The sequence below is a fragment of the Pseudoalteromonas sp. PPB1 genome (assembly GCF_015356275.1).
Classification (GTDB): Bacteria; Pseudomonadota; Gammaproteobacteria; order Enterobacterales; family Alteromonadaceae; genus Pseudoalteromonas; species Pseudoalteromonas rubra_D.
Map to the genome: position 1 here is coordinate 200,096 of NZ_JACEQV010000010.1, position 12,004 is coordinate 212,099.

9 protein-coding genes and 1 rRNA gene are annotated in these 12,004 nt (G+C 45.8%); all 10 read left to right on the plus strand.

From position 1 onward, the window contains the following. Positions 1–104: 104 nt before the first annotated feature. Positions 105–2,897 carry a monovalent cation/H+ antiporter subunit A gene (locus tag IY568_RS12365; RefSeq protein ID WP_125562468.1) on the plus strand — a complete coding sequence of 931 codons (2,793 nt, stop codon included), beginning with the start codon at positions 105–107 and terminating at the stop codon, positions 2,895–2,897. Further along, complete coding sequence (locus IY568_RS12370; protein ID WP_010385046.1) at positions 2,897–3,271, plus strand: Na+/H+ antiporter subunit C; 375 nt, start codon at positions 2,897–2,899, stop codon at positions 3,269–3,271. Before IY568_RS12365 ends, IY568_RS12370 begins: the two co-directional genes overlap by 1 nt. Next, positions 3,268–4,779, plus strand: a complete 1,512-nt coding sequence (locus IY568_RS12375) for a monovalent cation/H+ antiporter subunit D (RefSeq protein ID WP_125562470.1) — start codon at positions 3,268–3,270, stop codon at positions 4,777–4,779. The genes IY568_RS12370 and IY568_RS12375 overlap by 4 nt, the downstream gene beginning before the upstream one ends. Continuing rightward, the gene (locus IY568_RS12380) at positions 4,780–5,316 is read left to right on the plus strand and encodes a Na+/H+ antiporter subunit E (RefSeq protein ID WP_049866593.1); all 537 of its coding nucleotides are present in this window, start codon (positions 4,780–4,782) and stop codon (positions 5,314–5,316) included. Then, positions 5,310–5,579, plus strand: coding sequence for a K+/H+ antiporter subunit F (locus IY568_RS12385; RefSeq protein WP_010385043.1), 270 nt, complete (start codon positions 5,310–5,312; stop codon positions 5,577–5,579). Before IY568_RS12380 ends, IY568_RS12385 begins: the two co-directional genes overlap by 7 nt. A gap of 9 nt (positions 5,580–5,588) precedes the next feature. Beyond that, positions 5,589–5,918, plus strand: a complete 330-nt coding sequence (locus IY568_RS12390; RefSeq protein ID WP_125562472.1) for a Na+/H+ antiporter subunit G — start codon at positions 5,589–5,591, stop codon at positions 5,916–5,918. A 272-nt stretch (positions 5,919–6,190) separates the two neighbouring features. Continuing rightward, a complete protein-coding gene (locus tag IY568_RS12395; protein WP_194867702.1) occupies positions 6,191–8,305 on the plus strand; it encodes a methyl-accepting chemotaxis protein in 2,115 nt (704 codons plus the stop codon). A gap of 96 nt (positions 8,306–8,401) precedes the next feature. After that, positions 8,402–10,342: a DNA topoisomerase III gene (locus IY568_RS12400; protein WP_194867703.1), complete on the plus strand. Its 1,941-nt coding sequence runs from the start codon at positions 8,402–8,404 to the stop codon at positions 10,340–10,342. Positions 10,343–10,417: 75 nt separating this feature from the next. Then, the gene (locus tag IY568_RS12405; protein ID WP_125562478.1) at positions 10,418–11,275 is read left to right on the plus strand and encodes a tetratricopeptide repeat protein; all 858 of its coding nucleotides are present in this window, start codon (positions 10,418–10,420) and stop codon (positions 11,273–11,275) included. A 615-nt stretch (positions 11,276–11,890) separates the two neighbouring features. After that, positions 11,891–12,004: ribosomal RNA gene (locus IY568_RS12410) — 16S ribosomal RNA — on the plus strand; the annotation flags it as partial.

Here is a 12,004-nt window from a genome sequence, read left to right on the forward strand (position 1 = left end):
TAAAAACGTGCGCAAAATAAATCAGATAGTCTATGCATAACACTAGCTACACACTGCGCGCTGTTCCGTTTATTTACGGTTATTGAAGATAAAAGGTTTTCTTTATGACATTGCTTTGGATACCCTTGCTATCCTTATTAGGCAGTTTACTCTCATCATTAACAGGTAAACTATCCCGCAATCAATCGACTGCGGTAACTTTACTTGCGCCTGGATTGGCACTTGCGCTGGCTTGCTACATGGCACCCGGCGTGTTTGCCAATGAACAGCTGCGGACCACCATAGAGTGGATCCCGTTGTTGGGCTTAGAACTCTCATTCCGCTTGGATGGTTTGTCTTTATTGTTCGTATTCCTGATCCTGGGAATCGGCATTTTGGTGATCTTCTATGCGCGTTACTATTTAAGTAGTAACGACTCTATGCCTAAGCTCTATGCTTACTTAATGCTGTTTATGACGGCGATGCTGGGCATCGTGATGTCGAACAATGTTCTGCAATTATGGCTGTTTTGGGAATTGACCAGTATCAGCTCGTTTTTGTTGATAAGTTATTGGTGGCACAAGTCTGAAGCCCGAAAAGGGGCTAAAATGGCGCTGGCGATAACAGGTGGTGGCGGATTGGCGCTGTTGGCTGGTTTATTGCTCCTGGGTGACATTGTAGGTAGCTACGACTTGGATATCATCTTAGCCAGTCGCGAGCTTATCCAGGCGCACGATTTATATGAACTGGCGCTCATCTTGGTATTACTCGGTGCATTCACTAAATCTGCGCAGTTCCCATTTCACTTCTGGTTGCCTCATGCGATGGCCGCACCTACGCCAGTCAGTTCTTACTTACACTCGGCCACTATGGTGAAAGCAGGTATTTTCCTGCTGGCTCGTTTCTACCCTGCGCTGGCAGGTACGGAAATCTGGTTTATTCTGGTTGGCCTCACGGGTCTTGCAACTTTACTGGTCGGTGCTTATATCGCGCTGTTTAAGCATGATCTAAAGGGATTACTGGCATTCTCGACTATCAGTCATTTAGGTTTGATCACGCTGTTATTGGGCCTGGATACTGAATTGGCCACCGTTGCCGCCATATTCCATATCATTAACCATGCAACCTTTAAAGCCTCACTGTTTATGGCAACCGGTATCATAGATCATGAAACCGGCACGCGAGATATGCGTAAGCTCAATGGCATGTGGCGATTTATGCCGTACACAGCAACCCTGGCAATGGTTGCCGCGGCAGCAATGGCAGGGGTTCCTTTATTGAACGGCTTCTTGTCAAAAGAAATGTTCTTCGCTGAAACTTTACATCAGCAGTTGCTTGGCTCAATGTCTTGGTTGATCCCAATCCTGGCAACGATTGCGGGTGCCTTTTCAGTGGCATACTCGGCTCGTTTTATTCATGACGTGTTCTTCAATGGCGAACCCGTTGACTTACCAAAAGAGCCTCATGAAGCGCCACGTTACATGCGTGTGCCGATCGAGGTTTTGGTTGCGCTGTGTCTGATTGTGGGCATGTTCCCGGGCTTTATCGTCAGCGATATCCTAAATGTCGCGTCTGCGGCGGTATTAGGTGGCGAGCCACCGCAATTTAAGATTGCGATCTGGCATGGTTTCAATCTACCTCTGCTGATGAGCGGAATAGCCGTGTGCGGTGGCTTGCTAATTTATACGCAGCGCCGTTACTTGTTTGCATTCCAGGCATCGTTACCGCCTATTAATGCCAAAAAGGGTTTTGAGCATACCATGTCCAAGGTAGTTGGCTGGAGCCGCGCCCGCATTGATGCAATAGAAAATGGTTCCTTGCAGCGCTATTTGATGTTGATGTTAATGGTGGTGCTGTTGAGTGCCGGTTGGCCGCTATTTGAAATGAGCCAGTTGGTTGGCGAAAACAAACCAACCCCCATTGATGTTCACAATGCTATTGGTGCTGGTTTGTTGATGATAGGTGCAATAGGTACTGTGATCTGGCATCGCACTCGTATGGTTGCCTTGTTGATGATTTCGGTGGTGGGCCTGATGGTCGCCGTTGCGTTTACACGCTTCTCTGCACCAGATCTGGCGCTGACTCAGCTGACGGTCGAAGTCGTCACTATCATTCTGCTGATGCTTGCGCTGTTCTTCCTGCCGCAAAAAACGCCCAAAGAAAGCAGCTCTGTGCGTGTGTTACGCGATTTGGGTATCGCCTCTGCGATTGGCGTGATTGTGGGCAGTATTTGTTATGCCTTGATTACACGGCCATTGAATTCGATTTCCGATTTCTTCCTCGCGAATGCGAAGACCGGTGGTGGTGGTACCAACGTGGTCAATGTTATCCTGGTCGACTTCCGTGGTTTTGATACCTTAGGCGAGATTATCGTATTGGGTATTGCTGCGTTGGGCATTTATAAGTTGCTAATAAATCTGCCACTGTTTATGCCGGGCAGTGATTCAGAAGGCCGTCCATGGGCACGCGAACGTTACCCAATTTTGCTGGCATCTATTTCTCAGAGTTTGCTACCTCTGGCGTTAATGGTTTCGGTTTATATCTTCCTGCGCGGTCATAATTTACCTGGTGGTGGCTTCATTGCAGGCTTGGTTACTGCCATAGCCTTTATATTGCAGTACATCGCGCATGGGTCTAATTGGATCTCGGAGCGCTTTACGCTCAATTATCGGAAGATCATCGCGTCAGGTATTGCTATTGCGATGATTTCAGGCTTGGGCAGCTGGGCATTTGACCGTCCATTCCTGACCAGTTGGTTTGATTACTTTGATATACCGGTGATTGGAGAGATAGAGCTTGCCAGCGCATTGGTATTTGACTTGGGTGTATATATTACGGTTGTTGGCGCGACGTTGATGATCCTGGCGAGCCTGGGTAAGTTGACAGCCAATGCACCTAAAGAAGAGGTAAATATTTAATGGAGCTATTGTATTCATCTTGCGTGGGCCTGTTAGTGGCCTGCGGAGTGTTCCTGATTTTACGTGCCCGGACTTTTCCCGTAGTGCTGGGTCTCACTATGTTGTCTTACGCGGTAAACTTGTTTTTGTTTGCCTCAGGTCGATTGACCATGAATAAAGCCGCAGTGTTGGGTTATAGCGACGGTTATGCTGATCCTCTCCCTCAGGCACTGGTGTTAACTGCGATTGTAATCGGATTTGCGATGACTGCATTCGTGGTCATTCTGGCTATCAGGGGTCGTGCGGACTTAGGCAATGACCATGTCAATGGTATCGAAGTGAATACGGCTACGCGCAACAGTGGTTCCCAGCGTAAGGAGCAGGGTAAAGCATGATACAGCATTTAACTTCCTTGCCAGTACTATTACCTATGCTGGCAGCTATCTTTATGTTGATGCCGCCTTGTGGCAAGAACCTACGAGCACGGCGCATTGTGTCTGTCGGTATGGGGGCGCTCACAACTGTGGCCTCGGTAATTTTATTGCTGATGACCCGCGAGCATGGCACTTCAGTCTATGCGATTGGTAACTGGTCTGCGCCGTTTGGTATTGTGCTGATTGCCGATCCGCTGTCAGCATTACTGGTTACTTTGACCTCTTTCCTTGGTCTGGTGTGTGGCTTATATAGCTGCGCTGGTGACGATGAACGTGGCAGTTTTTTCCACCCGCTTCTGCATTTCCTGATTTTGGGCGTCAATGGTGCGTTTTTGACCGGAGATGCGTTTAACTTGTTTGTCTTCTTTGAAGTCCTGTTGATTGCGTCATACTCTTTGCTGATGCACGGTGGTGATAAGCGCAATACACGTGCCGCTTTACAGTATGTGATCCTGAACCTGGTCGGCTCTTCGGTTTTCCTGATCGCGCTTGGGATCTTGTACGGCACTCTGGGCACATTAAATATGGCGGATATGGCGCAAAAAGTGACGTTGCTGCAAGGTGATGATGTCTATCTGGCCAAGATCGGTGGACTGTTGTTGTTGGTCGTATTTGCGCTTAAAGGTGCATTACTTCCTCTTCACTTGTGGCTACCTAACACCTATTCTACGGCAATGCCTGTGGTGGCAGCATTGTTTGCCATTATGACCAAAGTGGGTGTGTACTCTATGATGCGTGTGTACACCCTGATTTTTGGCGAAGAAGCTGGTGAACTGAGCCACATGGCGCAAAACTGGCTTTGGTGGCTGGCGATTGCCACTATTGTGATGGGGGCAATAGGGGTATTGGCAAGCCAAGATTTAAGAAAAATGGTCGCCAACCTGGTAGTTGTGTCTGTTGGTACTTTGGTAGCATTGGTCGCAGTACAAACTGTGCAAAGTAGCGCGGCAGCGATTTATTATCTGGTGCATTCGACCTTGGTCAGTGCCGCACTGTTCCTGTTAGCAGACTTAATTGCCCGACAAAGAGGTAAGGTAGCGGATAGGATCACCGCTGGTCGCCCGGTTTCACAGCCGCTATTGCTTGGCGGTGCATTTTTGGTCGCTGCGGTTGCCGTGATCGGCATGCCGCCTTTATCCGGGTTTGTAGGTAAGGTCTGGATCCTGAGGTCAACCTTGGACACACCTTATGGCAACTGGTTCTGGTTAGTTTATTTGGTGGCAAGCCTCGCGATTTTGGTATCGGTTTCAAAAGCGGGTAGCACCGTATTTTGGCATCAGACAGGCAAAGGTGATAGTGAACAGGAGCGAGCACATCCGGCACAAGTTTGTGCTGTGATGCTGCTGGTATTGTGTACACCATTAATGGTGATTTTTGCAGGCCCATTGAGTGAATATGCACTGCTGGCAGCTCAGGAGTTACATGATTTCACAGGACTACTGCAAGACGTGTTGGGAGGAGTACGCTAAATGCGTTTGGAAGCAAAATATAGATGGTTGCCAACGCCGTTCCGCAGCCTAATGTTATTTATCGTGTGGTTATTGCTCAATAATACGGTTGCACCGGGACATTTGATCTTAGGCGCTATTCTTGCTGTCGCAATTCCGCTTGCTACTTTTCCATTTCGTACCAAACAGCCTTTGGTACTGAAACCGGGCAAGGCACTGCAATATTTGTTGCTGGTTTTGTATGACATCTTAATGGCAAATATCGAGGTGGCCATTAAAATCCTGGGACCAACCCGAAAGCTGAAGCCCGGGTTTGTCAAAGTGCCAATTGACTTAGCACAGTCAATGCCGATTACTATTTTAGCCAGCACCGTGTCTCTTACACCAGGCACTGTGAGTGCTGAGGTCTATCCTTGGCCTGAAGATATGGCGGAAGACGCTGAACCACAACAACGTTATTTGTTGATCCATGTGCTTGACCTGGACGATGAGGCGGAGTTGATCGACACGATTAAAACGCGTTATGAAAAACCTATTAAGGAGATCTTTGCATGTTAGAGACGGTGATTTTGATTGTCTTTGCGATGATCGGTGTGTCTTTGTTACTTAATTTGTGGCGACTGGTTGTTGGGCCTTCCATTCCAGATCGCATACTTGCCTTGGATACCATGTACATTAATACCATTGCCTTGATAGTGCTTTATGGAATGAATATGGGCACGTCGCTGTATTTTGAGGCGGCTTTGTTGATAGCCTTGCTTGGCTTTGTTAGCACTGTGGCCGTCTGTAAATATTTGCTGCGCGGCGATATCATTGAATAGGAGCACCGAATGATGGAATGGGTTATTTCAATACTATTATTGTTAGGCGGCAGCCTGATTTTGGTGGGATCGATCGGTTTAGTAAAAATGCCGGATTTCTTTATGCGTTTGCATGGCCCAACAAAAGCAACCACTCTAGGTATGGCGTGTCTGCTATTTGCTGCCATGGCCTACTATGGGTTTTATGGCGAAGGTGTCAGTGTGAAAGAGATACTGATCTCGATGTTCTTGCTTATTACCGCCCCTATCAGTGGCTATATGTTGATTAAATCAGCTATTCACCATAGATTAGACAGTATTGAGTCGACTCGTGGTAAAGACAATATCGAGGAAGACTGAACCTCCTTTTAATATGAGCCGCTGTTGTACACAAGCAGCGGCTCATCTCGTCGAGTATCCATTCAATTGAAATCTCTGAGCTATCGTTCCTTTCCCGTCACATCGTTATAGCGTCTGTTGCGTGTGTAATGAATGCGCTATTCATATTCTACGTAAAAAAAATATCGGAATAGTGTAGTCATAATTACTTAAAGCTGTCATTTTAGAATACGCAAGAAAGCGTAACTTTTGCTAAAGTTACCCGAATAAACAACCGTTTGTGAGTGTTTTATATGCAGCATATGTCCATCAAGAAAAAGCTCATCCTGTTTGTGATTACTTTGGTTACAGCCCTTGTTGCCTTGCTGGTATCAACCATGTGGATGAACCTGCAAAAAGAAAATAAAGTACAAAGCGCACAGCTTCGAGAGCTGGCATACCAAGAGATCAGAACGGGCTTAACTGCACAGGGGCAATATTATGCTCAGCAGGTTGCCGCATTTATAAACTCGGCATATCGGGTGCCATATACTCTGGCTGGAGCATTGAAAGAAACTTCTGTCCGCGACCCGCTTGAACGCACCCAAGTTCAGCATCTGGTAGCAGGTGCATTAAAACAAAATCAATTTGTATCTTCTATGTATGCTCAGTTTGAGCCAAATGGCTATGACCAACAAGATCAGGCCCACACGTCCGGCGCAAGCCACTCAGCCCCGGGGGACGGCACCCTGGAGTTATACTTCACGCGAGATTCAAGTGGCATTACTCAACACCAAATCGAGTCAGCAGCCGACAAGTACTTAGATAAACGTAACGAGTTTGGTTTGAGGGAAGCCGAGTGGTATCTGTGCGCACGTGACAATGTTGCCCCCTGTATTATGGAACCCTACCTGTACGAAATTTCCCCTGGTAACAAAATGCTGATGACGTCATTAACGGTGCCGGTAGACATCAATGGGCGTTTTCAGGGATTGGTTGGCGTGGATGTGAATTTACCTGTTTTCCAGCAGTTAGTTGACGAGTTATCTGAATCTCTTTACCAAGGCCAGGCGAAAGTTACTTTACTCAGTAACTTAGGCTTGGTAGTGGGGGCTAGTCACTACGATAAACTAGCCAGACCCCTGAAAGAATCCATTAACTCAGGTGTGGCAGATAAACTGCTGAAATTACATCAGACCGGCGGGTTTAGTGAGATGGATGATATGCTTGCCATTGCAGTCCCTATTGAAATTGAGCTTGCCAATACAACCTGGTCTTTGGTGATTGAATTGCCCAAGGATGTTGCATTGGCCTCAGTAACCCAAATAGAACAGCAGATTGAAGCGTCGACTAATTCATTAGGGCGTTGGATGTTGTTGTTAGGAACATTGGTTGCTGCAGTTGCTTTGGGTCTGGCGCTTGTCTTGATTAATACCATTGTTGGACCATTAACTTATATTGAGGAACGGGTTGAAAGTTTGGCTTCCAGTGAGGGTGACTTAACTCATAAGCTTGAGGTAAGCCACCATGCTGAACTGATATCCCTTGCACATGGTTTTAATCGCTTCACCGAAAAACTAAGAAGCATGATTATTGACCTCAAAGAGTTAGCCGAGGAATCATATACTCAATCACATAAAACCACAGAAGCCGCGATCAATATTAAAAATAAGGTATCGAATCAGCATCTTGAAATAGACAGTGTCGTTACTGCCATCAACGAGTTAAGTGCGACGGCAACAGAAGTGGCCAGAGCATCAGAAAAAGCAGCTTTGAGTACAAATCATGCTGTTGAAACGGTCCAGAGTAGCGAGCGCAGTATAGTCAGAACGACTGAGACTGTGCAGGAAATTGCTGAGCAGGTTTTAGATGCCAAAAATGCATTCGGTAAAGTGTCCGAGCGCAGCGGTGACATCTCCAAAATTTTGGATGTGATCCGAGCGATTGCAGAGCAAACAAATTTATTGGCACTGAATGCTGCGATAGAAGCGGCCAGAGCTGGAGAACAAGGCCGTGGTTTTGCTGTGGTTGCTGATGAAGTCAGGGCGCTGGCCTCGAAAACACAAGCTTCAACAGATGACATCAGCAAGCTGATCGACAATCTTCAAAGTGAAGTGACTGGTTCAGAGCAGATCATTGAAAAAACGGTTAGCCAGGGTGAGCAAGCGGTTTCATACTGCCAAGAATCTGCTGAGCTTATGAGTAGCTTAGTAGGTGAGTTAAGCAGCATATCAAATGAAGTAACACAAATCGCCACGGCAGCAGAAGAGCAAAGCATGGTGACTGAGGAAATCAGCACTAACACGACGGGTATATCTGATGCGGCGGCTGAGTTATCTGGTTTCGCGGATGAGGTAGAGCAAGCTGCGAGTGCAATGACTTACATCGTGGAGCAAAAACACAAGCAGTTGAACTTACTTAAAACCTAAGCCCATCCTCAATCTCTTTGTCCGTTTGAGTCAACTCTGGCAATTGCTGCCAGAGTTGACTATCATGACTGTAAATACATACAGTTGTTTTGAAGAATGAAACTTTATATTGCCGAAAAGCCCTCTCTGGGCAGAGCTATCGCAGATGTTTTACCTAAACCACACAAGAAACATGAAGGCTATATTGAGTTAGCCAATGGAGACTGTGTTACTTGGTGTATTGGACATTTGTTAGAACAAGCTGCGCCGGAAGACTATGATCCGAAATATAAGAAATGGCAAATGGCGCACTTACCCATTATACCGGAACTTTGGCAGTTCAAAGCAAAGCCCAAAACCAAAAAACAACTGAGTATTGTGAAGAAGCTTGTCAAACAAGCCGACAACCTGGTCCATGCGGGCGATCCAGACAGAGAAGGTCAGTTACTCGTTGATGAGGTACTTCAGGAGGCGAAGTTATCCGGGCGTAAAAAACAGTCGACTCAACGGCTACTAATCAGCGACTTAAACCCATCGGCGGTAAAAAAAGCGCTAAATCAGATGCGTGCCAATCACGAATTCGTTCCTTTAAGTGTGTCTGCTTTGGCAAGAGCCCGGGCAGATTGGCTGTATGGTATGAACTTGACAAGAGCTTATACATTGGTTGGACAAAAAGCGGGATTTCAAGGCGTGCTCTCGGTCGGTAGGGTACAAACGCCTGTCCTTGGGTTGGTTGTCAGACGCGACATGGAAATCGACAACTTTGTTTCTAAACCTTTTTTTGAGGTGCTGGCGCATGTTCGAAAAGATGATGGAAGTGAGTTCAGTGCGAAGTGGAAACCCAGTGAAGCTTGCCAGCCATATATGGATGAAGAGGGCCGCGTGCTGGTGAAAGGTTTGGCTGAGAATGTGGCGGCGAGGATCCATGCTCAAGATGCGCAAGTCAAGAAAATCGAAGCTAAGCCAAAAAAGCATAATCCTCCTTTGCCCTATAACTTGTCGGCATTACAAATAGATGCGAATAAACGATTTGGTATGTCTGCAAAACAGGTATTGGATGTTTGTCAGGCGCTTTATGAAAAGCACAAACTGATCACTTACCCTCGCTCTGATAATCGATATTTACCGACAGGTCATTTTGCTGAAGCGCAACAGGTGTTGGGTGCTGCGTTAAATAATCAAGGGTTAACAGAAGAGAAAGTAGCCGACGCCAATCTCAGCCTGAAAAGTAAGTGTTGGAACGACGCTAAAGTTGAGGCACATCACGCTATCATTCCAACAGCAAAGAAATTAAAAACGGCTCAGTTAGGTCAATATGAGCTGCAAGTTTATCAGCTGATAAGTACCCAGTATCTGGCGCAGTTTTATCCAGCCTACCGATATACTCAGACTAGAGTAGAGTTAGAAATTGCCGGCGGTGTATTTGTAGCAAAAGCTGAACAAATCTTAGAGCTAGGCTTTAAGCGGTTATTCAAAGCAGAAGAAAAGAAACCAGTTGTTTTACCCCAATTAGAATTGGGTGAGTTATTACACTGTTTTAAAGGAGAAGTGGTTGAGAAGCACACCCAACCACCCAGTCATTTTACAGAAGCAACTTTGCTAAGTGCGATGACAGGTATCGCCCGGTTTGTCGCCAATGCTGAGATCAAAAAAGTGCTAAAAGAAACCGATGGACTGGGCACGGAAGCAACCCGAGCTGGTATCATCGACTTATTGTTCAAAAGAGGCTTTTTGCAACGCAATGGTAAGAGTATCCGTTCGACAGAGTTAGGAGTGGCTCTGATAAAGACGTTACCAGAAGATGTTTCTTTGCCTGACAGAACGGCTCTGTGGGAATCACAATTGGCAAAAATTGCGATGAAAGAGCAGCCTTACCAAACTTTTATGAGCCCTCTTGAAAAAGAAATTACAGGTTTTATTGAGCGCGCTTGGGTAAGCGACAGCACATTGTTCACTGGATTAAAAAGTAGCAGAACTGGGTCGAAACCTTCATTTTCTAAAAAAAGATCGAAGAAACGCACCTCGACGAAAAGTAGTCGTCGTAAATCGGCAGCGTAATCAGGTTTTAAGCTTGCCTTGCAATTTGTGAGGATGTCACCATATAGATAAGCAAATATCATAGCTGGTTTGAACATGGAAAATAAAATTTCACTTACTCCGGAAAATATCCAACAGGTGTTAGCATCCGGGGACCCAGAAAAACTCGTATTAATGACGTTCTTCAGTGCACAAGAACCCAACTGTCTTGCACAAGCTGATATTCTTGATGCGCTTGCTCAGCAATATCCGAATAACTTAGTGGTAGCGACTGTCGATTGTGATCAGCAGCAAATGCTCGCTTCTCAACTTGCGCAACAAGTCGGCCTTCAGGCGTTGCCGACATTGGTAATTCTAAAAGGGGGAGCTCCTGTCGATGTTCTTCCCGGCGCTAAAACACAGGAAGAGATTTCTAAGGCTCTCTCTGAGCATTTGCCTTCTCCAGAATTGATTTTACTTGATCAAGCTAAGCAAGCTCTGGCTAGTGGCGAGTTGAACGAGGCATTTGCTTTGGCTAAGCAAGCGTATGGCGTAGCAAAAGAAAACCCAAGGGTTTTGTTGGTATTTGCAGACATCTGTATTCAGATAAAGAAAGTAGATGAGGCTGAGGCGCTACTAGGATCTGTACCAGAGGAAGCTCGGGATGCGTATTTTACCAATTTAAGTTCTAAACTTGAGCAAGCAAAAGAAGCTCAGGAATCGCCCGAGCTTAGGCGACTGTTGGCTGAAGTCGAATCTGCGCCGGGCGATCTGTCTCTATTGTGCCAGTTAGCTCAGGCTCAGGTCGATGCGGGTAAGAGTGCAGATGCGCTTGAAAGCTTGTTTGCTGTGTTAAGAAAAGACATGAACTTTGGAGAAGCCAAAAAAGGTTACCTGGACATTATTGCATCATTGCCAGAAGGTGATGAGGTAGCAATGCGCTACCGACGTAAACTTTACAGTCTTTTATACTAATAATTCTTACTTTTGAAAATGGCGCAAAAAAAGCGCCATATTTTCTTGCGTCTCATCTGAAATGTACAATACTTAGATCCCCTAGCAATTGGTTTGTGTCAAATCGGTGAATATTTGATGACAAAACCAGCTGTTTTGATGTGTTTAGTACGCAATTTAACCAAAAGTGTTGTTTTTATCACTTTCCTTCGAAAAAAGGTTGCGTCGGGTTTCGATTTCCCTATAATGCGCATCCACCGACACGGAGCACAACGCTGAAAAGCAACGAGTTAAGTGAAGGGAAAGCCAAACGGAAAGCTTAATTAAGAAAAATTAAATTTTCTAGTTGACTTTAAAAGTGAAGCGGTTAATATAGCGCTCCACTTCGCAGCGAGGCTGCGGTAACTAACGAAGTTTAGTTACATAGTTCTTTAAAAATATGAAGCAATCATCTGTGTGGGCACTCGTACAGATTGAGTTCTAACAGCGGATTTCAGTTTTACTGAATGACGCACAAAAATTTAGAGTCTCAACTGAACTGAGTGACTATAACAGTCAATTCGATTTCTCTTTATTTATAGAGAGTAATCAAAATCAGAATTCATTGAGCACGAATCTTCGGATTCAAAAAACTTTTAATTGAAGAGTTTGATCATGGCTCAGATTGAACGCTGGCGGCAGGCCTAACACATGCAAGTCGAGCGGTAACATTTCTAGCTTGCTAGAAGATGACGAGCGGCGGACGGGTGA

What these genes read in the sequence shown, in the direction of transcription:
- IY568_RS12405 (WP_125562478.1), top strand. Translation starts at nt 10,418, where the DNA reads ATGGAAAATAAAATTTCACTTACTCCGGAAAATATCCAACAGGTGTTA.
- IY568_RS12395 (WP_194867702.1), top strand. Translation starts at nt 6,191, where the DNA reads ATGCAGCATATGTCCATCAAGAAAAAGCTCATCCTGTTTGTGATTACT.
- IY568_RS12390 (WP_125562472.1), top strand. Translation starts at nt 5,589, where the DNA reads ATGATGGAATGGGTTATTTCAATACTATTATTGTTAGGCGGCAGCCTG.
- IY568_RS12400 (WP_194867703.1), top strand. Translation starts at nt 8,402, where the DNA reads ATGAAACTTTATATTGCCGAAAAGCCCTCTCTGGGCAGAGCTATCGCA.
- IY568_RS12365 (WP_125562468.1), top strand. Translation starts at nt 105, where the DNA reads ATGACATTGCTTTGGATACCCTTGCTATCCTTATTAGGCAGTTTACTC.
- IY568_RS12370 (WP_010385046.1), top strand. Translation starts at nt 2,897, where the DNA reads ATGGAGCTATTGTATTCATCTTGCGTGGGCCTGTTAGTGGCCTGCGGA.
- IY568_RS12380 (WP_049866593.1), top strand. Translation starts at nt 4,780, where the DNA reads ATGCGTTTGGAAGCAAAATATAGATGGTTGCCAACGCCGTTCCGCAGC.
- IY568_RS12375 (WP_125562470.1), top strand. Translation starts at nt 3,268, where the DNA reads ATGATACAGCATTTAACTTCCTTGCCAGTACTATTACCTATGCTGGCA.
- IY568_RS12385 (WP_010385043.1), top strand. Translation starts at nt 5,310, where the DNA reads ATGTTAGAGACGGTGATTTTGATTGTCTTTGCGATGATCGGTGTGTCT.